This is a genomic window from Mesorhizobium sp. B283B1A, from assembly GCF_020165735.1.
Lineage (GTDB): Bacteria > Pseudomonadota > Alphaproteobacteria > Rhizobiales > Rhizobiaceae > Mesorhizobium > Mesorhizobium opportunistum.
On record NZ_JAIUIQ010000009.1, the window covers coordinates 131,621 to 157,499 of the forward strand.

General features: G+C 64.6%; 24 protein-coding genes and 1 pseudogene. 14 read left to right on the plus strand and 11 right to left on the minus strand.

Features of this window, described 5'->3' with window-relative positions:
- Window positions 1–58: 58 nt before the first annotated feature.
- The 4 genes and pseudogenes from LB577_RS10075 to secA form a co-directional block, all read right to left on the minus strand.
- Window positions 59–1,339: a GNAT family N-acetyltransferase gene (locus tag LB577_RS10075; RefSeq protein WP_224686596.1), complete on the minus strand. Its 1,281-nt coding sequence runs from the start codon at window positions 1,337–1,339 to the stop codon at window positions 59–61.
- A complete protein-coding gene (locus LB577_RS10080) occupies window positions 1,339–2,739 on the minus strand; it encodes a lipopolysaccharide biosynthesis protein (protein ID WP_013892849.1) in 1,401 nt (466 codons plus the stop codon). The genes LB577_RS10075 and LB577_RS10080 overlap by 1 nt, the downstream gene beginning before the upstream one ends.
- A gap of 137 nt (window positions 2,740–2,876) precedes the next feature.
- Window positions 2,877–3,815 (minus strand): annotated as a pseudogene (locus LB577_RS10085) (IS110 family transposase).
- A gap of 369 nt (window positions 3,816–4,184) precedes the next feature.
- Entirely contained in the window at window positions 4,185–6,917 is a 2,733-nt protein-coding gene (gene secA, locus LB577_RS10090) for a preprotein translocase subunit SecA (RefSeq protein ID WP_224686597.1), read from the minus strand.
- Window positions 6,918–7,179: 262 nt separating this feature from the next.
- Between secA and LB577_RS10095 the strand changes: the two genes are divergently transcribed.
- Window positions 7,180–8,109, plus strand: coding sequence for a peptidylprolyl isomerase (locus LB577_RS10095; RefSeq protein WP_224686598.1), 930 nt, complete (start codon window positions 7,180–7,182; stop codon window positions 8,107–8,109).
- 70 nt (window positions 8,110–8,179) lie between these two features.
- Here LB577_RS10095 and LB577_RS10100 read toward each other — a convergent pair whose 3' ends face one another.
- The 3 genes from LB577_RS10100 to LB577_RS10110 all read right to left on the minus strand — a co-directional run bounded on the left by LB577_RS10100 (window position 8,180) and on the right by LB577_RS10110 (window position 10,260).
- Window positions 8,180–8,779, minus strand: coding sequence for a TetR/AcrR family transcriptional regulator (locus LB577_RS10100; protein WP_224686599.1), 600 nt, complete (start codon window positions 8,777–8,779; stop codon window positions 8,180–8,182).
- A 121-nt stretch (window positions 8,780–8,900) separates the two neighbouring features.
- Entirely contained in the window at window positions 8,901–9,884 is a 984-nt protein-coding gene (locus LB577_RS10105) for a caspase domain-containing protein (RefSeq protein ID WP_224686600.1), read from the minus strand.
- A 52-nt stretch (window positions 9,885–9,936) separates the two neighbouring features.
- The gene (locus tag LB577_RS10110; protein ID WP_224686601.1) at window positions 9,937–10,260 is read right to left on the minus strand and encodes a caspase family protein; all 324 of its coding nucleotides are present in this window, start codon (window positions 10,258–10,260) and stop codon (window positions 9,937–9,939) included.
- 39 nt (window positions 10,261–10,299) lie between these two features.
- On the opposite strand from LB577_RS10110, the gene argJ reads away from it, so the two are divergent.
- From argJ to LB577_RS10135, 5 genes are all read left to right on the plus strand, one after another.
- Window positions 10,300–11,541, plus strand: a complete 1,242-nt coding sequence (argJ, locus tag LB577_RS10115) for a bifunctional glutamate N-acetyltransferase/amino-acid acetyltransferase ArgJ (protein WP_224686602.1) — start codon at window positions 10,300–10,302, stop codon at window positions 11,539–11,541.
- 29 nt (window positions 11,542–11,570) lie between these two features.
- Window positions 11,571–12,323 carry a GNAT family N-acetyltransferase gene (locus tag LB577_RS10120; protein WP_224686639.1) on the plus strand — a complete coding sequence of 251 codons (753 nt, stop codon included), beginning with the start codon at window positions 11,571–11,573 and terminating at the stop codon, window positions 12,321–12,323.
- A gap of 28 nt (window positions 12,324–12,351) precedes the next feature.
- The gene (locus LB577_RS10125) at window positions 12,352–12,774 is read left to right on the plus strand and encodes a (deoxy)nucleoside triphosphate pyrophosphohydrolase (RefSeq protein WP_224686603.1); all 423 of its coding nucleotides are present in this window, start codon (window positions 12,352–12,354) and stop codon (window positions 12,772–12,774) included.
- Window positions 12,775–12,927: 153 nt separating this feature from the next.
- Window positions 12,928–13,245 carry a hypothetical protein gene (locus tag LB577_RS10130; protein WP_224686604.1) on the plus strand — a complete coding sequence of 106 codons (318 nt, stop codon included), beginning with the start codon at window positions 12,928–12,930 and terminating at the stop codon, window positions 13,243–13,245.
- Window positions 13,246–13,355: 110 nt separating this feature from the next.
- Window positions 13,356–13,535 carry a Flp family type IVb pilin gene (locus LB577_RS10135; RefSeq protein WP_023780278.1) on the plus strand — a complete coding sequence of 60 codons (180 nt, stop codon included), beginning with the start codon at window positions 13,356–13,358 and terminating at the stop codon, window positions 13,533–13,535.
- Window positions 13,536–13,610: 75 nt separating this feature from the next.
- On the opposite strand, the gene LB577_RS10140 is transcribed toward LB577_RS10135, so the two are convergent.
- On the minus strand, window positions 13,611–14,483 hold the full coding sequence (locus LB577_RS10140; RefSeq protein ID WP_224686605.1) for a methyltransferase domain-containing protein: 873 nt from the start codon (window positions 14,481–14,483) through the stop codon (window positions 13,611–13,613).
- Between the two features lie 65 nt (window positions 14,484–14,548).
- On the opposite strand from LB577_RS10140, the gene LB577_RS10145 reads away from it, so the two are divergent.
- From LB577_RS10145 to LB577_RS10160, 4 genes are read left to right on the plus strand one after another with little or no spacing between them, the layout of a single operon-like run.
- A complete protein-coding gene (locus tag LB577_RS10145) occupies window positions 14,549–15,349 on the plus strand; it encodes a ComF family protein (protein ID WP_224686606.1) in 801 nt (266 codons plus the stop codon).
- Window positions 15,350–15,394: 45 nt separating this feature from the next.
- Window positions 15,395–15,664, plus strand: a complete 270-nt coding sequence (grxC, locus tag LB577_RS10150; protein WP_224686607.1) for a glutaredoxin 3 — start codon at window positions 15,395–15,397, stop codon at window positions 15,662–15,664.
- Between the two features lie 10 nt (window positions 15,665–15,674).
- Window positions 15,675–16,541, plus strand: a complete 867-nt coding sequence (locus LB577_RS10155; RefSeq protein WP_023780275.1) for a carbon-nitrogen hydrolase family protein — start codon at window positions 15,675–15,677, stop codon at window positions 16,539–16,541.
- Window positions 16,538–16,963: a DUF1178 family protein gene (locus LB577_RS10160; protein ID WP_023780274.1), complete on the plus strand. Its 426-nt coding sequence runs from the start codon at window positions 16,538–16,540 to the stop codon at window positions 16,961–16,963. The genes LB577_RS10155 and LB577_RS10160 overlap by 4 nt, the downstream gene beginning before the upstream one ends.
- Window positions 16,964–16,967: 4 nt before the next feature.
- On the opposite strand, the gene LB577_RS10165 is transcribed toward LB577_RS10160, so the two are convergent.
- A complete protein-coding gene (locus LB577_RS10165) occupies window positions 16,968–17,453 on the minus strand; it encodes a MarR family winged helix-turn-helix transcriptional regulator (RefSeq protein ID WP_224686608.1) in 486 nt (161 codons plus the stop codon).
- A 96-nt stretch (window positions 17,454–17,549) separates the two neighbouring features.
- On the opposite strand from LB577_RS10165, the gene LB577_RS10170 reads away from it, so the two are divergent.
- Window positions 17,550–18,440, plus strand: coding sequence for a DMT family transporter (locus LB577_RS10170; RefSeq protein WP_224686609.1), 891 nt, complete (start codon window positions 17,550–17,552; stop codon window positions 18,438–18,440).
- Between the two features lie 78 nt (window positions 18,441–18,518).
- Here the strand turns inward: LB577_RS10170 and ubiG are convergent, their stop codons facing one another.
- The gene (ubiG, locus tag LB577_RS10175; RefSeq protein WP_224686610.1) at window positions 18,519–19,268 is read right to left on the minus strand and encodes a bifunctional 2-polyprenyl-6-hydroxyphenol methylase/3-demethylubiquinol 3-O-methyltransferase UbiG; all 750 of its coding nucleotides are present in this window, start codon (window positions 19,266–19,268) and stop codon (window positions 18,519–18,521) included.
- Window positions 19,269–19,586: 318 nt separating this feature from the next.
- On the opposite strand from ubiG, the gene LB577_RS10180 reads away from it, so the two are divergent.
- Entirely contained in the window at window positions 19,587–20,156 is a 570-nt protein-coding gene (locus LB577_RS10180) for a putative glycolipid-binding domain-containing protein (protein ID WP_224686611.1), read from the plus strand.
- A 29-nt stretch (window positions 20,157–20,185) separates the two neighbouring features.
- Here LB577_RS10180 and LB577_RS10185 read toward each other — a convergent pair whose 3' ends face one another.
- Window positions 20,186–22,021 carry a CHASE3 domain-containing protein gene (locus LB577_RS10185; RefSeq protein ID WP_411969233.1) on the minus strand — a complete coding sequence of 612 codons (1,836 nt, stop codon included), beginning with the start codon at window positions 22,019–22,021 and terminating at the stop codon, window positions 20,186–20,188.
- A gap of 247 nt (window positions 22,022–22,268) precedes the next feature.
- Here LB577_RS10185 and LB577_RS10190 point away from each other — a divergent pair, with 247 nt between their 5' ends.
- Both LB577_RS10190 and ptsP read left to right on the plus strand, forming a co-directional pair.
- Window positions 22,269–23,522 carry an aspartate kinase gene (locus LB577_RS10190; RefSeq protein ID WP_224686613.1) on the plus strand — a complete coding sequence of 418 codons (1,254 nt, stop codon included), beginning with the start codon at window positions 22,269–22,271 and terminating at the stop codon, window positions 23,520–23,522.
- An 81-nt stretch (window positions 23,523–23,603) separates the two neighbouring features.
- A complete protein-coding gene (gene ptsP, locus LB577_RS10195) occupies window positions 23,604–25,874 on the plus strand; it encodes a phosphoenolpyruvate--protein phosphotransferase (RefSeq protein WP_023763932.1) in 2,271 nt (756 codons plus the stop codon).
- Window positions 25,875–25,879: the final 5 nt, after the last annotated feature.

The following is a 25,879-nucleotide window of genomic DNA, read 5'->3' on the forward strand; positions in this document are numbered from 1 at the left end:
TAAACGGCGTGTCCTCCGTAGCCTTGGCGAAGGAGGAAAAGCCTTGGCGAAGGGGGGATCATCGACGCCGCAGCAGGCTCTTCATGCGGTTGCGCAGCAGGCGGGCCATGTTGCGGGTCTCGCGGTAAAGATGCAGCTGTGAGGCGGCCTGGCGGGCCAGGCGGTCGGCGTCGGGCGTCAGTCCGATCACAAGCGTGCCGATCGGCTTGCGCTCGGTCCACAGCCGGCTCATCACCGGATGGTCGGGCACCGCGCAGGAATCGGTCATCATGATGTTGGGATCGTCGAGGTGCTGCTTCGTCACTTCGATCATCAACAGCGTGCCCGGCGAATAGGCGGCCAACGTCTCGTCATAGGCCGTCTTCCAGGTGTAGGCGACGCCGGCTTCGACGAACACGATCAGGCAGGCGATGGTGCGGCCGTCGAGCGTCAGCGAATGGATGCGGCACATGTCCTGTTCGGCGAGCCGATGCACGGCCTCCCGGGCGAAGGCGGCGCGGAAGCGGTCGATCGCCATGGCGGTGCGCTCGCGGCCCTTCCAGCCGGACGCTTCCAGCGTCAGGAAGCTTTCGATGGCGTGGCGGATCTCTTCGGGACCGCGCGCCACCCCATGCTCCAGCTTGCCGAGGTCACCGAGGCGCCGCTTCAGGCGGCGGAACTCGCGGTAGTGGTGCGCGCGCAGCGAGGCCTTCAAATAGTCGTCGCCGTCGAGTTCGCTCTCGAGGGCGGGGCGCTGGGTCTGGCCGGTGGTGACCAGCGTCAGGCCACGCGTCTCGGCCACAGTGCCGAGCAGGCTCGCCACCGGACCGTCGAGCCTGATGTCGGGCAGGACGAAGACCTTCGGCAGTTTCAGGTGCGGGCGCGACAGCATCGCGAAGAAATCCTCGACGACGCCGACCGGATCGTCGCGGTCGATCAGCGGCGTGCCGAGCGGGCCGAACGGGCTCGACCATGTGCGCATCACAGGCACGCCAAGCGGCACCACCGGGCGTTCCACCGAGAACGGCACCAGGAGGCGCAGCCGGTTGCGGTATTCGTCACCGTCGCGGATCACCGCCAGCCGTACCTCGCGATCCTCCAGCCGGGGCATGGCCGGGGCCAGGAAGCGCGGGTTGAAGAAGACGTTCGGCTCGATCGTGCGGGCGCAGAGATAATCCAGTTCCTCGACCAGGTCGAAGCCGGCCGATGCCGGATAGATGGCGAGCTTGCGCTCGGGCCGGTTGTTGGCGAGGATTTCGATATAGGCAGGGTCGGCGTCGCGCGCCAGCCCGGCAAGGCCGGATACCATGGCGCCGGCCGTACCGCCGCTGGTTTCCTCGAGCAGGGGGACTGCGGCCATCACGCGGCTCCTTTGACTGGCACGAAGATCGCCATGACGATCCCGAGCTTGCGCCAGACCGTGAAAGACAGCGCGCCGGCCTCGAAGATCATGGCGAAGGCGGTCGCCATCGCCGCGCCCCACAGGCCGAAGAGCGGGATGAGCACGACGTTGAGGCCGATGTTGAAGGCCAATGTCATGGCATAGACGGCGGCACAGATGTTCTGGTTGCCGCTCATGGTGAGCAAGCTCTCGCAAGGCCCGACGGCGGCGCGCGCCACCACGCCGAAGACGAGCAGGAACAAGAGCGGATAGCCCGATGTGAATTCGGGGCCGAACAGCACCAGCATCGGTTCGCCCAGCGCCAGCACCAGCAGCGCCATCAAAAGCGACGGCCAGAAGGTCCACGACACCGTCTCGCGGGCGAAGGCTGCAAGCTTTTCCGGCTCGCCATGGGTGAACTGCGCGTAGCGCTGGGCGACGCCGGCCTTGACCGCGAAATAGACGAAATGCACCAGCGCCAGCGTCTTGACCGTGGCGAAATAGACGGCGACGTCGTTGGGATCCATATAGGCGCCGACCATCAGCACATCGGCGTTGGTGAGCAGGAAGAAGAAGCTTTCGACCAGGAAGATCGGCAGCGAGACGACGAACCATTGCGCGAAATGCACCTTCATCGGTCCAGCGGGGATCTTCCGCTCCATGCGCTGGGTGACGCCGATGAGTTGCGCGAGCGTGGTGACATAGGTGGCGGCGATGGAGGCGAATATCGCTGTCTTGGCGTCGGGCGCGTAGCCGGCGAAAAGCATCAGCGCCATGAACAGCAGGATCAGCACGGGGCGTATCAGGTAGGTCGGCGACAGGGCGAACAGCGCCCATGAATTGGCCCGCGCCAGCCCTTGCAGCAGGTCCGACAGCGCGATCATCGGCAGGCAGATGACGCCCAGGACGAACGGTATCACGTAGTAGTTCTCGATCCATGGCGCGGCCAGCCAGACGCCAAGCGCGCCGAGCCCGGCGATGATCGTCGAGGCGATCAGCACGAACAGGCGGCTAGCGACGACGATGCCGCGCAGTTCATCCATCAGGCCGCGCTCGCGGTATTCGGGGATGAAGCGGATGACCGAGGTGTGGAAGCCGAGGCAGGCGAGGTTGCCGACGATGACCATCGTCACCCAGACGAGGACGAAGATGCCGTATTCGAACGAGCCCATCCAGCGCGCCATCAGCACCTGGCTGACGAAGGCGATGACGGCGCTGACGATGCGGATGGAGAAGGCGATGACCGACATGCGGCCGGCTTCGCCGCGCTCGTCGGCGGTGAACAGCACGGCGTCGATGCGGTCGAGCAACGGTCCCATGCGCAGCGCCAAGCGCTGCGGCAAGAATCGCCCGGCAGTCGTGGCCGCGGAAAAGCGCACCCCGATTTTTCTCCGTTTTCCGCCTCTTTTTCAGGGTTGGGTGTAGCGGAGACACATTAAGAAACGGTTGGGTGAGTTCCTTCGCCCCGTTCACGGGGAGAAGGTGCCGGCAGGCGGATGAGCGACTATCTGGGGTGTCAAGTTGCATTTGCGAAATCGATGCGCGCGTCGCGTGCTTTTGCGTTGAGGATGACAAGCAGCTTGCGGGCGAGCGCGATGCGGATGACCATTTTCTCCTTTCCCGCATCCTGCAACCTCTGATGGAACGCGCCGAGATGAGGATCGTATCTGGCGACAGTGCGAGCAACGAGGAAGAGGATGGAGCGGGGGCCTTCGCGGCCGCCGCGCACCGACCGGCGGCCACTGCGCTTGCCGCTGTCGTTGGCGATCGGCGCCAGGCCCGCGAGCTTGGCGATGGCCTTGTTGGAGAGGATGCCGATCTCGGGCAGTTCCGCCATCAGGCGGGCCACGGTGCGCGAGGCGACGCCCTTGAGGGAGCGGAAAGCCTGGTCGAGGCATGCCTACAAGGGATCGTCGTCGATCAGCGAGGCGATCTCGCCCTCGAGCCGGCGGCTCTGGCGCTTGAGCAGAGCAATGACCTCGTCGAGGCTTATGATGGTCTCGGCATCGCGAGCCGCGCTGCGGCGCTGCTTCTGGATGGTGAGGTCGCCGGTGACCTGGGAGAGCCGGGCGACCAGCGCCTTGAGCCGTTGCTGGGCCACGCTCGGCGGCGGCGTCGGCTGCAACCGCTTGACCTGCCCGTAACGGGCGATGACGGCGGCATCGATCCGGTCGGTCTTCTCCAGATACCCCATCGCCTCGGCGAAGTAGCGAACGCTCCTCGCATTGGCCATGCCGCAGGGCTGGCCCATCTCCCACAACAGCAGGAAGGCCAGGCGCTCGTAGCCGCCACTGGCTTCCATGACGACGAGATCGACGCCATGGCCCCGACAAAACGCGGCCAGATCGGCGATACCTGCCGCATCGTTGGCGAAGCGGTTTGCCGCTCCCATCGGCTCGATACGGGCATCGAGCCAGTCTTTCGAAATATCTATTCCACAGAGGGTCTTGTTCACGGTAACCTGCCTTGTGCGTGCGATTGGAGCCAAGCGACTATTCGGTCGTGCGTGACTAAGGCGAAGATCCCAGGCTCATCCACGGTTGTAGCCGCAGGGGTAACGGGCGACTTCGCCAAGCCTCGGGCCGGACGGCCATCCAGCCCGAGGCTCAGTCGCTTCCATCGCACAAAATCAACTCTGTGCAGATACAAGGGGCAGCGCTGGCTTTCGCGGAATCGGAGTGATGTGGGCAGGGCGAGGGAAACTATCCACGGACGAAATGGTTTCGCGGGGACTGCGTGTGACAATCGCAGAGATCAGCGTCGCCCCTCATCCGCCCTTCGGGCACCTTCTCCCCGTCCAACGGGGAGAAGGAAAGCGCGGCCCTTACGCAAACGCTCCATGACAATGCTTGTACTTCTTCCCCGAGCCGCAGGGGCAGGCTTCGTTGCGGCCGACCTTGCCCCAGGTGGCCTGGTTGTTCGGGTCACGATCCTCGGGGGCGACGATGGCGTTGCTTTCCTGACGCACCAGGAGGGCGGTCTCGCCGTCGCCGAAATCATTCTCGCCGGTGGTGCCGTCGATATGGCTGCCGAACATGTCGGGGGCTTCCGGAGGCGGCGCTTCGGCGGCCTGGCGGACCAGTTCGACGCGCATCAGCTGCGCGGTGACGGCCTGGCGCAGATTGCCCAGCATCGCCTGGAACAGCTCGAAGGCCTCGCTCTTGTATTCCTGCAGCGGATCGCGCTGGGCGTAGCCACGGAAGCCGACGACGGAGCGCAGATGGTCGAGGTTGACGATGTGCTCGCGCCACAGATGGTCGAGCGTCTGCAGCACGACCGAACGCTCGACATAGGTCATCACCTCGGGGCCGAAGCGCTCGGCGCGTTCCTTGGCGGCGGCCTCGGCGGCCTGCGTGATGCGCTCGCGGATGTCGTCCTCGGCGATGCCCTCTTCCTTGGCCCAGTCCTCGATCGGCAGGTCGAGATTGAGGAATTCGGCGACTTCGGCCTTCAGGCCGGCCACGTCCCATTGCTCGGCATAGGCGTTTTCGGGGATGGCCTTGGCGACGATCTCTTCGATGACGCCCTCGCGCATCTCGCCGATGGTCTCCGACAGGCCTTCGCCGTCCATCAGTTCGATGCGCTGCTCGAACACGACCTTGCGCTGGTCGTTGGAGACGTCGTCATATTTCAACAGGTTCTTGCGGATGTCGAAGTTGCGCGCCTCGACCTTCTTCTGCGCCTTTTCCAGCGCCTTGTTGATCCAGGGATGGATGATCGCCTCGTCTTCCTTGAGGCCGAGCTTCTGCAGCATGCCGTCCATGCGCTCGGAGCCGAAGATGCGCATCAGGTCGTCCTGCAGCGACAGGAAGAATTTCGAACGGCCGGGGTCGCCCTGGCGGCCTGAGCGGCCACGAAGCTGGTTGTCGATGCGGCGCGATTCATGGCGTTCGGTGGCCAGCACGTAGAGGCCGCCGGCGGCCAGCGCCTTCTCCTTCAGCCGCTCGACATCGGCGTTGATCTCTTTTTCCCGCGCCTCGCGCTCGGGGCCTTCAGGCATGTCGCCCAGTTCCTCGGCGATGCGCATCTCGGCATTGCCGCCGAGCTTGATGTCGGTGCCGCGGCCGGCCATGTTGGTGGCGATGGTGATGGCGCCGGGTTTGCCGGCCTGGGCGACGATGGCCGCCTCGCGCTCGTGGTGGCGGGCGTTCAGCACCTCGAAGTCCTTGAAGCCTTCCTTGCGCAGGCGCTCGGCCAGCTGCTCGGACTTCTCGATCGAGGTCGTGCCGACTAGCGTCGGCTGGCCCTTGGCGCTGGCCTCGCGGATCTCCTTGACGATCGCCTTGTACTTCTCCTCGACCGTCCGGTAGACCTCGTCGTCCTCGTCTATGCGGATGACCGGCAGGTTGGTCGGGATTTCGGTGACCTCGAGGCCGTAGATGTTGCCGAATTCCTCGGCCTCGGTCAGCGCCGTGCCGGTCATGCCGGAAAGCTTCTTGTAGAGGCGGAAGTAGTTCTGGAAGGTGACTGAGGCCAGCGTCTGGTTCTCCGGCTGGATCGCCACATGCTCCTTGGCTTCCAGCGCCTGGTGCAGGCCTTCCGAATAACGGCGGCCCGGCATCATGCGGCCGGTGAACTCGTCGATGATGACGATCTCGCCGTTGCGCACGATGTAGTCCTTGTCGCGCTGGAACAGGCGGTGCGCCTTCAGCGCGTTGTTGACGTGGTGGACGATGGCGACGTTCTCGACGTCGTAGAGCGACTCGCCCTTCAAAAGATCGGCATCGCGCAGCAGGTTTTCCAGCTTCTCGGTGCCTTCCTCGGTGAAGATCGAGGTCTTCTGCTTCTCGTCGATCTCATAATCCTGCGGCTGCAGCTGGATGATGAAGGTGTCGATGGTGTTGTACATTTCCGAACGGTCCTCGAGCGGACCGGAAATGATCAGCGGCGTGCGCGCCTCGTCGACCAGGATCGAATCGACTTCGTCGACGATCGCGTAATTGTGACCGCGCTGCACCATCTGGGCGCGCTCGTATTTCATGTTGTCGCGCAGATAGTCGAAGCCGAGTTCGTTGTTGGTGGCGTAGGTGACGTCGGACGCGTAGGCGACGCGGCGCTCTTCGTCCGACAGGCCGTGGACGATGACGCCGACCGAGAGGCCGAGGAATTTGTAGACCCGGCCCATCCATTCGGAGTCGCGGGTGGCGAGATAGTCGTTGACGGTGACGACATGGACGCCATTGCCAGCGAGTGCGTTGAGGTAGACCGGCAGCGTCGCGACCAGCGTCTTGCCTTCGCCGGTGCGCATTTCGGCGATGCCGCCATTGTGCAGCACCATGCCGCCGATCAGCTGGACGTCGAAGGGGCGCATGCCGAGCACGCGGCGCGCCGCCTCGCGGGCGGTGGCGAAGGCCGGGACCAGAAGGTCGTCAAGGCTGGCGCCATTGGCGATATCCTGGCGGAACTTTGCCGTGCGGCCGGCAAGCTCGGCGTCGGAAAGAGCCCGCATCTCGTTTTCCATGGCGTTGATCGCCTCGACGCGGGGCCGGGTCGATTTGACCCGACGGTCGTTGGAGGAACCGAAAACCTTACGGGCGAGACCGCCGAGACTGACCATCCAATGGTCCTTTCGATAGAATTCTCAATCTTGAGACAGGCGCCGGCCGGCCCCATCAAATCCGCGTGAACGCACCGCTTGAATGCGGGCAAACACAAAAAGCGCCCGGAAAACGGTTCTGGACGCCAAGTCGTTGGACAGATAAGAGGGGGCTCAACTGATGTCAACGCCGCGCTGGCCCTGCCGGTCGCGCCAAATTCCGCCACAATCTGGCTGATCTGGAAGCCGTCCCTCCTTACAATCCTCCACCGGAGTCATCCTTATGTCCTTGTTGTTCCGCCGTGCGTCGCTTGCCAGCCTTGGTCTGGCTTTCGGGCTGTCGGCTCTTAGCCTGTCGCCGCTGATGGCGCAGGAGACCGCTCCTGCTCCCGCGCCGGCCGATGCGGCGGCTCCAGCACCCGCGGCGGCGCCAGTCGACCCGAATGCCGTGGTCGCCACCGTCAACGGCCAGCCCTTGACCGAAGCCGACCTCACGCTTGCCGAAGGCGAGCTGTCGCAGCAGTTCGCGCAGCTGTCGCCCGAACAGCGCCGCGCCGCGGCACTTTCGGCGGCCATCGAGATCCGCGTCATGGCAGCCAAGGCCGTTACCGACGGTCTCGACAAGGATCCCGACTTCCAGCGACGCATGGCCTTCCTGCAGCAGCGCGCACTGCATGGCGAGATGGTCGAGAAGGGCGTCGTTGCCAAGGTCACCGATGCCGAAGTCCGCGCCCGCTACGACCAGGAGATCGCCAGCACGCCACCGGTCAACGAGGTGCATGCCCGTCACATCCTCGTGAAGACGAAGGAAGAGGCAGAGGCGATCATCAAGCAGCTCGATGGCGGCGGCGACTTCCAGAAGCTCGCCAACGAGCACACCAGCGATCCCTCGGGCAAGACCAGCGGCGGCGACCTCGGCTGGTTCGGACCTGGCCAGATGGTGCCGGAATTCGACAAGGCTGCCTTCGCGCTCGAGGTCGGCAAATACACCGAACAGCCGGTGCAGTCGCAGTTCGGCTGGCATGTCATCAAGCTCGAGGACAAGCGCACCAAGCAGCCGCCGGCCTTCGACGACGTCAAGGACCAGGCCAAGCAGGCGGTCATCCGGGACAAGTATTTTGCCCTGGTCAAGTCACTGCGCGCCGGAGCCAAGGTCGAGATCCCCGATGCCAAGCTGAAGCAGGCCGTCGATACGATGGAAGCCGGCAAGTAAGCCTGAACGACGTTTTTCAAAAAGGGCGCGGCAGCCAAGGGTTGCCGCGCCCTTTTTTTGTTGGCCGCCACTATCTGCCTGATGCCGCTATGCCTTGCAGGAGATAGTGGACCACCTTGCGTATCGTCGCCTCGGGCTCATCGAGCCGGTTGGTCAGGAGATGCCGCCAGGCATAGGAAGCGACGAGATCGGCGACCACGGCCGGATCGATATCGTTGGCGATCTCGCCCCTGGCCTTGGCGCGCTCGATGATCTGCCCGGTATGGGTGAGGCGTCCGCCGGCATAGCCGGCAAGGGCTGTCGCCGCGGTTTCGTCCGTCTGCGCCTCGGCGATCAGCGACCTGAACACGCTGCCCGACGATGTCTCGCGCCAATGCGCGAAGAGGTTCTCCAGGAAGCCGACGAGATCCTCCTCCAGTTTTCCGGTATCGGGCACGTCGACGCGTTTCTGGCGCTGGTAGACTTCGAGCAGCAATGCCGCCTTGCTCGGCCACCAGCGGTAGATGGTCGGCTTGCCGGCGCGGGCGCGGCGCGCCACTGCTTCGATCGAGAAGCCTGCGTAGCCGGCCTCGACCAGCACGGCTTCGGCGGCTTCCAGAATGGCTTCGGCGCTGTCGGGATTGCGCCTGGCGCCAATCGATTTGCGTGCCGGATCCGCGTCCTCGGCCATTCCCGTCGTCCTCGCCAACAGTTTCGCCGGCGATCATAGGTGAGCACGCGATGAAACGAAACGGGCCGTTTTTCGACGAATCAGACGAAGCCGCAGGGCGACAGCGCGGTCGTCCCGCCGGTCATTGCATCGCTTGCGAGGTTTCCGACTCGATGCGCCACCCGTCCTCGGCCTTGACCAGCCCGAGCGTGACGCGCGCCTTGCCGGTCAGCCGTGCCGCCGACATGTCCTTCGGCACATAGTCGTAGCGCATGGCGAAAGCGGCATCGGCGCGGTCCTCCCCATGCGGCGTGATCTCCAGGCTGCCGGGTTCCAGGCCAAGCGACCACGAAGCCCATTGCGCAAACCAGTCGGCCTTCATCTTGAGGATGGCGGCGGCGTCGTAGCGTGTGCCGAAAATGGAGGCGGACGAACCGTAGAGCCGCTGGACGGTGTCGGCCATCGCCATGGTGTCCGGCGCCAGATAGTCCTGGCGCAGGAATTTTTCGATCGAGGCTTTGTCGTCGCCCACGGAGCGCTCGAGTGCAGCGACCTGCGGGGCTGGCGCGGGCGCCGCCGCCACCTTGGGCGACAGCACCGGCTCGCCGCCCGGCACGAACTCGAAGCGTTCGAGCAGCGAACCCTGTTCCCATGGCCGCTGGGCCTCGCGCGTTTGCGAGACCACATCGCGGCGCACCGCGATCATCATGTCGTTGATGCTCTGGCCGGGCTCGGCGATGTGCCGCAGCAGGGCGGCGGCGAAGGGCGAATTGCGCCCGGTGCCGTCCATGGCGACCGCACCCGGCGCCGTCGAGAAGGCGATGAAGGAGCCGCGCGTCGAATCGAATTGCGCCAGCCCTGCCAGCGCGGTCGCCGAGCGGGTTGTGGCGCTGCGGCTCAGGCTGCGGGCAAACGGATTGTTGCGGCAGGCATCGAGAAACACCAGGCTGACCTTGGTCTGCTGTTCCATGATATCGAGGACTTCGTCGATCGGCACCGCTTCGAGCTGGAGCTTCACCGGCATGTCGAGCCTGGCGTCGACCGGCACGACATAATTGCGGCCGTCGACCTGCAGGCCATGGCCGGCATAGTAGAAAAAGCCCGGCGCCCGCGCCCTGCAAGGCATCCGAGAACTCGCCGATCTTGCGTTCGAGCTCGCGCTTGCCGAGATCGTTGCCTTAGATGACCTCGAAGCCGATCGAGCGCAGCTTGTCAGCGATATCGAGCGCGTCGTTCACCGGATTGGCCAGAGTGCCGGCTTCGGCATAGGTCCCGTTGCCGATGACGAGCGCGACGCGCCGTTGCGGCTCAGCGTCGGCGCCCAGCAGCAAAAGTCCCAGAAACGCCCACGCGAGGATCGCAAGCCTGCCCATGGGAAGCGATGATAGCGCCACAGCCCGCGGCGATGCCAACAGATTTGAAACGCAAGCTTGACCCGTGGTGATTTCACGCCCGGCAGGCGCGGCGAAAACGCCCTTGCGCACGGGCTTCGTATCGGGCAAACCGGCCTTCCCCTTGCGATTTTCCCGCCCGAGGTCCCCATGTCCACGACGATTTCGCCGCTCGCGCCGAAGAAGTACCCCAAGATGCCTGTTGTCGAAGGGGTGCGCATCGCCACCGCCGAAGCGGGGATAAAGTACAAGAACCGCACCGACCTCCTGGCCATGGTCTTCGACGCAGGCACCACGGTCGCCGGCGTGTTCACAAAGTCGAAATGCCCCTCGGCGCCGGTCGATTTCTGCCGGCAGAACCTCGGCCCCGGCAAGGCCCGGGTGCTGGTCGTCAATTCCGGCAACGCCAATGCCTTCACCGGCAAGAAGGGCCGCGAGTCCACCGCGCTGACAGGCGAGGCGGCGGCCAAGGCGGCCGGCTGCACGGCGGGAGAGGTTTTCCTGGCTTCGACCGGTGTCATCGGCGAACCGCTCGACACCACGAAATTCAGCCATCTGCTGGCCGGCCTGGTCAGCAACGGCAAGCCGGATCTGTGGACCGAGGCGGCCAAGGCCATCATGACCACGGACACCTATCCGAAAGTGGCGACGCAGACCGTCAAGCTCGGTGACACCGATGTCACCATCAACGGCATTTCCAAGGGCGCCGGCATGATCGCGCCGGATATGGCGACGATGCTGTCCTTCGTCGCCACCGATGCGCCGATCGCGGCTCCGGTGCTGCAGGATCTTTTGTCGCGCGGCACCGCCAAGACCTTCAACGCGGTCACCGTCGACAGCGACACCTCGACCAGCGACACGCTGCTGATCTTTGCCACCGGCAAGGCCGCCCAACGCGGCGCACCTGAAATCACCGATTCCAGGGATGCCCGTCTCGGCGCGTTCCGCCGGGCGCTCGGCAAGGTGCTGAAGTCGCTGGCGCTGCAAGTGGTGCGTGACGGCGAGGGCGCCCGCAAGCAGGTCGAAGTCACCGTCACCGGCGCGAAATCGGCGCGCTCGGCCAAGCGCATCGCGCTGTCAATCGCCAATTCGCCGCTGGTCAAGACGGCGGTTGCCGGCGAGGACGCCAATTGGGGCCGCGTCGTCATGGCCGTCGGCAAGGCCGGCGAACCAGCCGATCGCGACAGGCTGTCGATCTGGTTCGGCGACAACCGGCTGGCGCATGAGGGCGAACGCGATGCGGCCTATTCGGAAGAGAAGACTTCGGCCTACATGAAGCGCGACGACATCCGCATCCGCGCCGATATCGGCATCGGCCGCGGCAAGGCGACGGTGTGGACCTGCGATCTCACCAAGGAATATGTCGCCATCAACGGCGACTACAGGAGCTGATCGCCTTGGTTTCGCGCCATCCGGCAAGCATGCTCGCAACCGTGCGCCGCTACGAGGCGGCCGGCTTTCGCGCCTGGCCGGCGGCCGCGGTCCATTATGACGGTACCTGGGTGGTGCGGCTGACCGCCGGCCATCCGGCCAAGCGCCTGAATTCGGTCAATCCGCTCGATCCCGGCGACACGCAGCACATGGCCGACCGCATCGGCCGCGCCAGCCGCCGTTTCGACGCCTATGGCCGGCCGCTGACATTCCGCATGTCGCCGCTGTCTGGGCCTGATCTGGCCAGTCATCTCGACAAGGAGGGCTGGAACCGGTTCGACGAATCCCTGGTCATGCGGCTGCCGCTGGCGGCCGCGCAGCTCGACACCGCCATGGACCAGATACCGCTCAAGGACATCAGCCGCTTCATAGGCGCCTCGCTGAAGGTCAGCGGCTCGGATGTTTCGTTGCGGCCCGGCCTGTCGGAGATCATCGGCGCCATCCAACCCGAAGCCGGGCTGTTCGCGCTCGAAGACGGGGCAGAACCGCTGGCGACGCTGATCTGCGTGCATGACGGCGATCTTGCCGGGCTGTTCGAGGTGGCGACCGACAGGTCGGCGCGCAACAAGGGCCATGGCCGCAACCTGATCCTGTCGGCGCTGAAATGGGCACGGCTGCGCGGCGCGCGGGAGGCATGGCTGCAGGTCGCGGCCGGCAACGTGCCGGCGTTGGCACTCTACCATTCGCTCGGCTTCGAGGAAGTCTATCGCTACCACTACCGCCGGCCGCCCGGTCATGAGTGACGTCGGGCATGAATGAGCTGGTGAATACATGAATGATCTAGCAAGCACGGGCAAGCGCCTGCTGCTGGTCGCGGCCTGCGCGCTGGTCGATGCCGACGGCCGCGTGCTCTTGGCGCAGCGACCGCCAGGCAAGCAGCTTGCCGGCCTGTGGGAATTCCCCGGCGGCAAGGTCGAGCGCGGCGAGACGCCGGAACAATGCCTCATCCGCGAACTGCAGGAGGAGATCGGCATCGAGACCGAGATCCCATGTCTGGCGCCACTCACCTTCGCCAGCCATTCCTATGACGACTTCCATCTTCTGATGCCGCTGTTCATCTGCCGCCGTTTCCGCGGCATTGCCCAGCCCAGGGAAGGGCAGGCGCTGAAATGGGTGCGGCCCAAGCAGATGCGCGACTATCCGATGCCTCCGGCCGATGCTCCGCTGATCCCGTTCCTCATCGATCTTCTGTGAGCAGGGCAAGGCCACGTGCCGCCGGTGGCCGGTCCGGATCCACGGTACCGGGCCGTATCAGCCAGCGTTAATGGAAGATTTATCTCATCATGAAAAATTGATGCATGGCCGTGTTGTCGCGGCCGTGCCGCCGATTCGCTGGGGAGCGACAGCATGAGCCTAGACAGGGATTGGGACTCGATCCGGCCCGACCGCAGCTTTCGTGTCGCCGACGCCGGCATGGGGGTGCTGCGCATCACCCTGCTGTTCGGCTCGGCCGCGGTGGCACTGGCGCTGATCGCGACACCTTTCCTCGACAGCCGGACGCGCTCGCAATCGGTTCGTGACGATTTTTCCGGTGGGGTCGACATGACGGCCACGGGTTCGGTCAGTCATCGCAGCATCTATACGGTGCGTCGCAGCGTGCTGCAGGCTCAGCCAAGTTCAGTCTGCATCATCCGGTCCGACGGCAGGAGCAGCGGCGACTGTTGATATGGTTAAGAGATTTTCCAGAGGTCGGTGATTTCACCGCCCGTTAAGCCTTTGCCGTTAACCTTTCTTAACAGATCGGCGGTAGGGTTCCGGCAAGAGGGATCGAGGCGATGAAAACAGTGCTGCTGCGTTTTCTGACGGATGAGACCGGCGCCACTGCCGTCGAATACGCCTTGATTGTCTGCGTGCTGTCGCTGACCATCATTGGCGGCATCGGCCAAGTCTTCAACTCGATCACCTGGCTGTTCAGCGACAATGGCAGCAGGCTTGCCAACGCTTTTGCGCATTGATCCTGGCGCGCATTGACCCTGGCGCGCTTTGATCTTGGCGCGCATTGATCTTGGCTTGTCCGCGTCGCGGACAGCTCAATGCTTTTCAGGCCCCTCCAGAACAGTCTTCAGCGATACCTTTGCCGAACCTGGCTTCAGCGGTTTTTGCTGCGACGCATCGGGCGCCCAGCCGGACATCCAGACGATTGAGAAACTCGCCCTTATCCGGCCATCAGGGTCGGAAAACCGCTCGGCGTAGATTTCGGCGGCACGCGCGAACAGCTTGCGTGAGCCCGGTCGCCGGCTGCGGTCGGCAAGCGCACTGGTTTCGCCCATGGCGCGCAAATCGGCCATCAGGGCAAACAGGTTGGCATAGCGCACCGTCACGGTTTCGACATCGGCGACCGGCAGGGCGAGACCGGCCCGCTGCAAAAGCGCGCCGGCATCGCGCACGTCGGTGAACGGGATCACGCGCGGGCTGGCGCCGCCGTAAAGCTCGGTCTCGGCCGCAAGCAGGCTTTCGCGCAATTCACCGAGCGTGCCGGCGCCCGCGAAGGCGCCGAGGAAAAGCCCGTCCGGCCGCAGCACGCGGCGGATCTGGATCAGCATGCCTGGAATGTCGTTCATCGCCTGCAGCGACAGAAGCGACACCGCCAGATCGAGGCTTTCCGGCTCGAACGGCACGGTTTCCAGCGGTGCGATCATGCCTGCGGCACCGTCCAGGAAAGCCGCGTCCGTCTCGACGCGGACGATCTCCGTCACCTTGCCGCTCGCGGCGAGGACGTTGGCCGCGGCTGGCGTCTGGCAAAACAGCACCGCCGCCTTGCCGAACCTGCGCTCGACGGCACCCAGCCGGTCGGCAAGGTCCTCGGCGGTGCGGTTCATGAGGAAATCGGCACCGTCGACCGGAGCGTCTAGCGCGCGCCGCTTGTGCGCCAGCCACAGAGAGGTATCCATTATCGGCTGCAACGGGCGGATCCTTGTTTGTCCGCGCCCTGATATACCTGGTATAGCCGGTACGGAGAACCAACCACGTGGCCGATCCGAGGTCCAAGATCAAGTCCGTCGAGATCGGAAGCCTGGCCCGCTCGGCCCTCGGCTGGCCGGCGCGCATCCTGTTTCCGCCGGTTTGCGCCGGCTGCCGCCGGCATGTCTCGCAGCCCGGCGTGCTGTGCGGCGCCTGCTGGCCGAAGCTGCGGCTCCTGGAGCGGCCCTGGTGCCCGGTGATGGGCACGCCGTTCACGCACAACATGGGCGAAGGCTTTCTGTCGGCCGAGGCGATTGCCGATCCGCCGCCCTTCGACCGGGCGCGGGCGGCCGTTGCCTATTCCGGCGTTGCCCGCCAGATGGTGCAGGGGCTGAAATACCAGGATCGTACGGATCTTGCGCCATGGATGGCGCGCTGGATGGTGCGCGCCGGCGCCGACCTCATCGCCGAGGCCGATGTGGTGGTGCCGGTGCCGCTGCACTGGCGGCGTTTCTTCAGGCGGCGGTTCAACCAGTCGGCGGAACTGGCGCGCGCGGTCTGCGAACTCAGCGGCCTGTCTTTCGCACCCTCGGCGATGCAGCGCGTCAAGCTCACGCGGCAGCAGGTGGGGCTGGAGCGGCAGGAACGCGAGGACAATGTGCGCGCCGCTTTCCGGGTGCCGGTGGAAGCCGAGATCGAGATTGCCGGCCGCAGGGTGCTTCTGGTCGACGATGTCTACACCACCGGCGCCACCGTGCGTTCCGCTACCAAGGCGCTGAAAAAGGGAGGTGCTGCCGCAGTCGACGTGCTGACCTTTGCCCGTGTGTTGCCGGGGGACTTTCGGGCGGACGAGTCCGCGACTATATAAGTCGGCAATGGACGTATGAGCTTGGAAGAGACTACGGAATTCGTCATGGCCGATGTCACGATCTATACGCGCATGATGTGCGGCTACTGCACGGCAGCCAAGCGGCTGCTGGAGCGCAAGGGTGTCGCCTATACCGAGCATGATGCCTCGTTTTCGCCGGAACTGCGGCAAGAGATGATTTCGCGTGCTCACGGGCGCACGACCTTTCCGCAGATTTTCATCGGCGATACGCATATCGGTGGCTGCGACGAACTCCATGAGCTGGAGGCCGAAGGCCGGCTGGACAGGCTTCTCGCCAACGGCGCGACGATTTGAGGGTGTGACGATGGGTGTTTTCAAGGCTGCTGCGGTCCAGATGCGTTCAGGCGAGAGCCCCGAGCGCAATGCGGTCGATGTCGAACGGCTGGTGCGCGAGGCCGCGGCGCAAGGCGCGACCTACATCCAGACACCGGAAATGACCGGAGCGCTGATCCGCGACAAGGAAGCGCGTGCCGCTTCCTTCACCTCCGAAGACAACGACATCGTTGTCGCGACCGCTCGCAGGCTGGCGCGCGAACTCGGCGTCTTCCTGCATATCGGCTCGACCGCGATCCTGCGTGCCGACGGCAAGCTCGCCAACCGGGCGCTGCTGTTCGGACCCGATGGCGCCACGCTCGCCACCTACGACAAGATCCACATGTTCGACGTCGATCTCGACAATGGCGAGAGCTGGCGCGAATCCGCCGCTTACGAACCGGGCACCGAGGCCGTCGTGACCGAGATCGCGGGCGCCAGGCTTGGCTTCGCGGTCTGCTATGATCTGCGTTTCCCGCAACTGTTCCGAGCCGAGGCCATGTCCGGCGCGGATGTTTTGACCGTACCCGCCGCCTTCACCCGCCAGACGGGCGAGGCCCACTGGCATGTGCTGCTGAGGGCTCGCGCCATCGAGAATGGCGCCTATGTCGTTGCCGCAGCGCAAGGCGGCCTGCATGAGGATGGACGCGAGACTTTTGGCCATTCGCTGATCGTCGATCCGTGGGGCCGCATTGTCGCCGAGGCCGCGCATGACGAGCCCGGTGTGATCGTCGCCGAGATCGACCCGGCGCAGTCGGCTGCTGCGCGCAAGAAGATCCCCAACCTGAAAAATGCGCGGGATTTCACCGTCAATGCCGGTTCAGCGGAGGCGCCGCTTCTCAGGGGTGCTGCTTCTTGATCCGTTTTTCCCTGATCTGCGAAAACGAGCACGAGTTCGAGGGCTGGTTTCGCAGCAATGACGATTTCGACACCCAGAAGAAGCGCGGCTTTGTCGATTGCCCGAGCTGCGGCTCGCACAAGGTGCAGAAGGCGCTGATGGCGCCCGCCGTTTCCACCGCACGCAAGCAGGAAACCATAGCGCTCGCCATGGGCGAGGCGCAGAAGCAGGCCCTGGCGCAATTGAAGGCGATGGCCGAGAAGGTGCGCGAGAATGCCGACTATGTCGGCGACAAGTTCGCCGAGGAAGCCCGAAAAATCCACTTCGGCGAAACCGATCCGCGCGGCATCTATGGCGAGGCGACGCTGGACGAGGCCAAGAGCCTCGCCGAGGACGGCGTCGACTTCATGCCGATCCCGGTGTTCCCGGACGACCGCAACTGAGCGGTTAGCCCATACTGCCGATCAATTTCCCAAGCAGGCGCGACAGCGTTTCCCGTTCGGCCTGTGTCAGGCCCGCGAGGATCTCGTGTTCGTTGGCGACGTGCGCGGTGACAGCCTCGTCGATGAGCGCGAGGCCCTTTTCGGTCAGCCGCACCACAATGCCCCGCCGGTCGTTGGGGTGCGGTCCGCGCGAGATCAATCCGGATGTCTCGAGCCGGTCGAGCCGGTTGGTCATGGCCCCCGACGTCACCATCGTCGCTTCGTAAAGCGCGGTCGGCGTCAGTGCGTAGGGTGATCCGGAGCGGCGCAGCGTCGCCAGCACATCGAACTCCCCGGACTGCAAACCGTAATGGGCAAACAATGGCGCGAGGCGATCGCGGGCGATCAGGGACGATGCCTCGTTCAGCCGTCCGAGCACGCCCATCGGCGAGACATCCAGGTCCGGCCGCTCCCGTTTCCACTGCTCGATCGCTCGCGCTGCCCTGTCCACTGTCTCACCACTATATATCTTGACGTTAAGAATCTTTGCATTATCTTACCGCAAGATTCAATGCCGGCCAAGGGCCGCACGACAGGGCTCGATCAAATGAAATTTCTCTGGGATTCGGCGCTCGGCCTGCTCATCGTCACCGGTGGCTTGCTCGGCCTGACGCTGCCTTTCGGCAAGCTTGCAACGGCGGCTGGGGTGCCGGCCATGGTCTGGGCCTTCGTCATCTCGTTCGGGGCCGGCGGCGTGCTGCTGTGCGTGCTCTTGGCACGCGGCCAGCGCATCCGGCTCAGCGCCCACAAGCTGCGCTATTTCTTCGTCACCGCGGCGGTATCCTACGCCGTCCCCAATCTCTTGATGTTCTCGGCCATACCGCATCTGGGGGCCGGCTACACCGGCATCATGTTCACGCTGTCGCCCGTCATCACGCTGGTGTTTTCGATCCTGCTGCGCGTCCGGCGCCCCAACCTTCTCGGCATCATCGGTATCGCCGTCGGCTTCGTCGGCGCCGTCATGGTGGCGGTGACACGCGGCGAGGCCGGCCAGCCCGCCGATCTGTTCTGGGTGGTGATGGGCCTGCTGATCCCGGTCAGCCTTGCCGCCGGCAACATCTACCGCACCGTCGACTGGCCGCAGGATACCGGGCCGATCGAACTGGCCGTCGGCAGCCATCTGGCAGCGGCGACGCTGCTGCTCGCCGGCATACTTGTGTTGTTCGGCGTCAGGGCTTTCGCGCCGCTCGGCGGCGTGCCGCTGGTCGTCGTCGGGCAGGTTGCGTCGGCCGCGGCGATGTTCGCCTTCTTCTTCCGGCTGCAAGCGGTCGGCGGCCCGGTCTATCTCAGCCAGATCGGCTATGTGGCGGCCGCCATCGGGCTGTTTGCCGGCACGATTTTTCTTGGCGAGCACTATCGGCTGCTGACCTGGGCCGGTGCGGTCATCATCACCATTGGCGTTGTCACCACCACCAGGGCGCAAAGCCAGAAGGCGTAGCGATTCTGGATCTAGTCGGCACCTCCGCCGCCGGGCTCGGGCCTTGGATGCCGGTCATTTCTCCAGGGAGTGTGGTCGTCAGACCGATGCCTTTTCGGCCAGCACCATGTAGTTGACGTCCATGTCCTTCGACCGTGACCAACGATCGGCAAGCGGATTGTAGGTGACGCCGGTGCGATCGATGACGGTTAGGCCGGCGCCGCCGAGTGCCTTTTCCAGCTCTTCCGGGCGCACCAGCTTGCCGAATTGGTGGGTGCCGCGCGGCAGCCAGCGCAATACATATTCGGCGCCGATGATGGCGAGACCCAGTGCCTTCAGCGTGCGGTTGATGGTGGCCACGAACATGATGCCGCCGGGGCGGACCATCTGCCCGCATTTGGCGACGAACAGGTCGATGTCGGCGACATGCTCGACCACTTCCATGTTGAGGATGACGTCGAACGTCTCGCCGGCGTCGGCAAGGTCCTCGGCGGTCGTGGCGCGATAATCGACGCTCACATTGCCCTCGGCCGCGTGCAGCTTCGCCACTTCGATGTTGGTCGCCGAAGCGTCGGCGCCCACCACCTCGGCGCCAAGCCGGGCCATCGGCTCGCACAGGAGACCGCCGCCGCAGCCGATGTCGAGAATGCGCAGGCCTTCGAAAGGCCGCGCCGCGCGCGGGTCACGGCCGAAGCGCACCGCTATCTGGTCGCGGATGTAGGAAAGCCGGACCGGATTGAATTTGTGCAACGGACGAAACTTGCCGTTCGGGTTCCACCACTCCGCGGCAAGGGCGGAAAAGCGTTCCACCTCTCCGGCATCGATCGTCGATCGTCGGGGCTCGGGCATCGGTTGGTCTCCTCGGCACTTAAGCGCCGCATGTCCTTGGACGCGCAAAGGACGCTGTAGCACTTTGAATCTGCGCATGACCCCGAAATCGAGATCGATTTCGGGGTCATGCGCTAGGAAGTCGGGCGTGAGGCCGCGAATGTCAAGGCAGCATTTTTCCTCCACTGGCAGAGCAGCCCGCCCTGTCAGGACCAGCCCTATCAGGCCCCGCCTTGTCAGGCCCTGCCTTGTCAGGACATGTCACCTGCCGGGCATTGGGGCGAAACACGATCGGCCCGGCGGGCGAAGAGAGGATAGCTTTGAATAGAGGAGACGACGATGACACGGAAGACGGCTTCGATCCTGTGGCGCCGGCTGGATGTGGAAGGACACGACGCTTGCCTGCTTTCGCAAACCGACGACGGGTTCCGTATCAAGGGACAGGCCATCTTCGTCCAGGACGGCACGCCATGCTGCCTTGCCTATGAGGCGATTTGCGATGCCGGCTGGCGTACGCGTTCAGCACGGGTCGAGGGCGTTCTCGGCATGCGGAGCCTGCTCTGTGAGATCGAACGCGATTCCGACGGTCGGTGGATGCTGAACGGCGAACCGCAGCACGCTGCTACCGGCCCCGTCGACATCGATCTCGGTTTCACGCCGGCGTCGAACCTGGTGGCGATCCGCCGGTTCGCTCTCGGCATCGGCGAGGCGACGCCCGCTCCGGCTGCCTACCTGACCTTCCCGGCGCTGGAACTGGTACGCCTCGAACAGAGCTATCGTCGCCTTGACAAGACCCGCTATGCCTACGCGGCGCCGATGTTCGGTTACGAGGAGATCCTCGACGTTTCGCCGCACGGCTTCGTCGTCGACTATCCGGGCTTATGGACAGGCGTGGCCACGTCGGGCTGAAGCGGAGTTCTGGCGGCCAACATGCATTATTACGTGTCCAGCACCTCGCGCAGCTTCGCGGCCAGTTGCTCGATGGTGAACGGCTTGGCCAAGAAGTTCACGTCATGGTCGAGCACGCCGTTGTGGACGACGGCATTCCTGGTGAAACCAGTGGTGAAGATGACTTTCAGGCCGGGTTGGCGCGCCACCGCCTCCTCAGCGAGCTTGCGGCCGTTCATCACCGGCATGACGATGTCGGTGAAGAGAAGTGCAACGCCAGGTGCAGCGGCCAGCTTCTCAAGCGCCTCCTGACCGCTTCCAACGTGGATGACCTCATAGCCGAGTTCGCGCATGGCGTCCGTCGTGGCCGCCCGCACTTGGGCATCGTCCTCGACGACGAGGATCGTCTCGGTGACCTTGGCGGTGCTGTCGCCGCGCTCGGCCGGTATTGCCGGCTCCTCCGGTCCGAAAAAGCGCGGCAGGTAGATCCTGACCGTCGTGCCCTGGTCCCGTTCGGAGTAGATCTTGACGTGGCCCCCCGATTGCTTGACGAAGCCGAACACCTGGCTCAGCCCAAGTCCCGTGCCCTTGTTGACCGGCTTGGTCGTGAAAAAAGGCTCGAATGCCCTCGCCATCACATCCGCCGACATGCCCTCGCCGGTATCGCTGACGGCGATCATCACATATTGGCCGGGGATCACGTCGGCATGGGTGGCGGCGTAACCGTCGTCGAGATGGCTGTTGGCGGTCTCGATGGTCAGCTTGCCATCTTCGCTCATCGCGTCACGGGCATTGACGGCCAGGTTGAGGATCGCGTTTTCGATCTGGCTTGGGTCGGCGTGGGTTTTCCACAGGCCGCCCGCCAGCACCGTTTCGATGCGGATGCCTTCACCCAGGGCACGACGCAAAAGGTCGGACATGCCGGTCACCAGGCGGTTGGTGTCGACGACCTGCGGCGCGAGCGGCTGCTGGCGCGAGAAGGCAAGCAGACGCGAGGTCAGCTTGGCGGCGCGGCTGGCCGCGTCGGTCGCGGCCTCGATGAGCTTTTCCAAGTCGTGCTCGCCGCGCTTCAGCTTGCGCTGGGCAAGGTTCATGGCGCTGATGATCACCGCCAGCATGTTGTTGAAATCGTGAGCGATACCGCCTGTCAGTTGGCCGATCGCCTCCATCTTCTGCATCTGGCGTATCTGGGACTCGGCCTTTTCACGTGTCTGGATCTCGTTGCCGAGTTCGATGTTCTTGCGCATCAGCTCTTCCTGGCCGATGACAACGTCGCGGAAGCGGCGGCGGGATTCGCGGACGGTGTAGACGCCGAGCACGAAGATCGCCAGAAGGGCCGCCAGCGAACCGATGCGCAGCCAGGCTTCAACCCGGTCCGTTTGTTCGTCGCGTGCGGCGATGTCGGCGGCGCTGATGCGGCGGATCGTATCCATGCTGGCGCGGATTTCGTCCATGGCGGCCTTGCCCTGGCCGCTGCGGACCAGTTGCAGCGCCGCGGCGGCATCGCCCTTGTCATAGAGGGCAATCGTCCGGGCCTGTTCAGCCTGCTTTTGCGAAAGCGCGTCCTTGATATGATTGATCTGCTGGACGATTTGGTCGTCCGAAGCCGTCATTGCGCCGATGCGGGAGAGCTGTCCCGGAATGGCATCGACGGCCTTCCGGTAAGGTTCGAGATAGGATTTCTCACCGGTCAAGAGATAGCCGCGCTGGCCGCTCTCGGCGTCCTGCGCCATTGAAAGCAACCCCGACAGCAACTCTTGATACTCGATTGTCTCGCGAGCGGCGGCGCGATTGGCTCGTTGGTTTTCGACGAGCACGGCACGGGTGCCGACGATCATCGCCAACACGGCGAAGCCGGTGACGAGTGGTACCGACTGCCATCGCATGGCACGCCGAAGACGGGCAATCATCTATTTTGCCGAACCAAAAGGAATTTCTCGCGGGCAATATTTGGTAAGCGGCGCAAGCTTGGAAGGCAATATGCCGTCTTCTTGAAAGCGGCGATCAGCCGCCAGCCTTGCGAAACCGTCATCATTTGGCTAAGGAGGCCGCGCATTCAGCGGCCGGCGTCAGCCGGGCGCTTTCTCCCGCTTTCGGCTCCTGGCCGGTTTCAGTCAAAGGCATTTCGCTTCCATGGCGCGTATCGTGATGAAATTCGGCGGAACCTCCGTCGCCGACATCGCCCGCATCCGCAATGTGGCGCGTCACGTCAAACGCGAGGTCGACGCCGGTCATGAGGTGGCTGTCGTGGTATCGGCGATGGCCGGCAAGACCAATGAATTGGTGCAATGGACGCGCGAAGCCTCGCCGATGCATGACGCACGCGAATATGACGCGGTCGTCGCCTCGGGCGAACAGGTCACTGCGGGCCTGCTGGCGATCACCTTGCAGAACATGGGCGTGCATGCGCGCTCCTGGCAGGGCTGGCAGATCCCGATCAAGACCGACAACGCGCATGGCGCGGCGCGCATCCTCGACATCGACGGCGGCTTCCTGGTCAAGCGCTTCGGCGAAGGCCAGGTGGCGGTGATCGCCGGGTTCCAGGGCATTGGGCCCGACAATCGCATCGCTACGCTTGGCCGTGGCGGCTCCGACACCAGCGCGGTGGCCATCGCTGCCGCGGTCAAGGCCGACCGCTGCGACATCTACACCGACGTCGACGGGGTTTACACCACCGATCCGCGCATCGAGCCGAAGGCGCGGCGGCTGGCCAAGATTTCGTTCGAGGAAATGCTTGAAATGGCTTCGCTCGGCGCCAAGGTTCTGCAGGTGCGTTCGGTCGAGCTTGCCATGGTGCACAGGGTGCGTACCTTCGTGCGGTCGTCCTTCGACGATCCCGATGCGCCCGGAATGGGGGATTTGCTCACTCCTCCCGGAACGCTCATTTGCGACGAGGAAGAGATCGTGGAACAGCAGGTCGTCACCGGAATTGCCTACGCCAAGGACGAGGCCCAGATTTCGCTGCGCCGCGTCGGCGACCGGCCAGGCGTCGCCGCCGGCATCTTCGGGCCGCTGGCCGAGGCCAACATCAATGTCGACATGATCGTCCAGAACATCTCCGAGGACGGCAAGTTCACCGACATGACCTTTACCGTGCCGTCGGGCGACCTCGACAAGGCGCTTGCCGTGCTCGACCGGCTGAAAGCCGAGGTCGGCTACGACGTCGTGCAGTCTGAAGCCGGCATGTCGAAAGTTTCGGTCATCGGCATCGGCATGAGAAGCCATGCCGGCGTTGCCGCCACCGCGTTCAAGGCGCTGGCCGACCGTTCGATCAATATCCGCGCGATCACGACCTCCGAGATCAAGATTTCGATACTGATCGACGGTCCATACACTGAACTAGCGGTTCGTACTTTGCATTCCGTCTACGGTCTGGATAAGCAGTAGCAAGACTGAATCAGTTGTTGCGTGAGTGCCGGCCGCGGCGGAAACTGCGCCGGCAAGAAGCCCATTGGAGAACAAGCCGCGATGCGTGATCAGGCCAGTGGCCCGCGCGTTTTGCTCAAACGGCTCCGCGAGCTCATGCAGGAGCCGCTGGAGCCGCAGGAGCGGCTTGACCGGATCGTGCGCGACATCGCCTCCAACATGGTCGCCGAAGTGTGCTCGCTCTATGTGCTGCGCGCCGATTCGGTGCTCGAACTCTATGCCACCGAGGGCCTGAACCCGAACGCCGTCCACCTGGCGCAGCTCAGGCTGGGACAAGGCCTGGTCGGCACGATCGCGGCGAGCGCGCGGCCGCTCAACCTGTCCAACGCGCAGGAACACCCGGCCTTCGCCTACCTGCCGGAGACCGGGGAGGAGATCTACAATTCCTTCCTCGGCGTGCCGGTGCTGCGGGCAGGGCGCACGCTGGGCGTCCTGGTCGTCCAGAACAAGACCATGCGCCACTACCGTGACGACGAGGTCGAGGCGCTGGAAACCACCGCGATGGTGATCGCCGAGATGATCGCCACCGGCGATCTGGCGCGGCTGACCCGGCCGGGCCTCGAACTCGATTTACGCCGCCCGGTCAGCTTCACCGGCCTGTCGTTCAACGATGGTGTCGGACTTGGCCACGTCGTGCTGCACGAGCCGCGCATCGTCGTCACCAATCTGTTCAACGAGGACAGCGAGGAGGAGGTCCGGCGGCTCGAAGCCTCGCTCGGGTCGCTGCGGCTGTCGATCGACGACATGCTGGAACGCCGCGACGTCGCCTTTGAAGGCGAGCATCGCCAGGTGCTGGAAGCCTACCGCATGTTCGCCAATGACCGCGGCTGGGTGCGCCGGCTGGAAGAGGCGATCCGCAACGGCCTGACGGCCGAGGCGGCGGTCGAAAAGGTGCAGAGCGACATGCGTGCGCGCATGCTGCACATGACCGATCCTTATCTGCGCGAGCGGATGAGCGATTTCGACGACCTCGCCAACCGGCTGCTGCGCCAGCTTATGGGGCGCGGGCCGGAGGATGTCGCCGCCTCGCTGCCGAAGGATGCCATCATCGTCGCCCGTTCGATGGGAGCGGCCGAGCTGCTCGACTATCCCCGCGACAAATTGCGCGGGCTGGTGCTCGAGGATGGCGCGGCCACCAGTCATGTCGTCATCGTTGCGCGCGCCATGGGCATTCCGGTCGCCGGCCAGATGAAGGGCGCCGTCTCCATGGCGGAAAACGGCGATGCCATCATCGTCGACGGCGAGGAAGGCGCGATCCATCTGCGGCCGCAGTCCGATCTCGAAGCCGCCTATGCCGAAAAGGTGCGTTTCAGGGCACGCCGGCAAGAGGTCTATCGCGAGCTGCGCAAGAAGCCGTCGACGACCAAGGACGGTGTCCAGGTCGATCTCTTGATGAATGCCGGGCTGGCGGTCGACCTGCCGCAACTGGCCGAAGCCGGCGCGGCCGGCATCGGCCTGTTCCGCACCGAATTGCAGTTCATGGTCGCCTCGACCTTTCCCCGCGCCGAGGCCCAGGAGAAACTCTACCGCGACGTGCTCGAGGCGGCACGCGGCAAGCCTGTCACCTTCCGCACCATCGATATCGGCGGCGACAAGGTGCTGCCTTATTTCAAGGGCGCCATCCAGGAAGAGAACCCGGCGCTCGGCTGGCGAGCAATCCGCCTGACGCTCGACCGTCCCGGACTGTTGCGCACCCAGATCCGCGCCCTGCTGAAGGCCAGCGGCGGGCGCGAGCTCAAGCTGATGCTGCCGATGGTGACCGAGCTCGGCGAGATTGCCCAGGCGCGCGAGATCATCGACCGCGAGGTGCGGCATCTGTCGCGCTTCGCCCATCATCTGCCGACCAGCCTCAAGCTCGGCGCCATGCTGGAAGTGCCCTCGCTGCTGTTCCAACTCGACGAATTGATGAAGGCCGTCGACTTCGTCTCGGTCGGATCGAACGACCTCTTCCAGTTCGTCATGGCGGTCGACCGCGGCAACACGCAGCTGGCCAACCGCTTCGACACGCTGTCGGCGCCGTTCCTGCGCGTGCTCAAGCAGATCGCCGACGCCGGTGCCCGCAACCACACGCCGGTCACCCTGTGCGGCGAACTCGCCGGAAAACCCATTTCGGCGATGGCACTCATCGGCCTCGGTTTCCGCTCGATCTCGATGTCGCCGGCCTCGATCGGCCCGGTCAAGGCGATGCTGACGGAGCTGCCGCTGGAAGAATTGAAGGCGTTCTTCGACGACAATCTGATGGCGCCGGCGCAGGGGTTGCCCATGCGGGCGCTGCTGCAGGCCTTTGCCGACGACCGCTCGATCCCATTGTAGCTGCC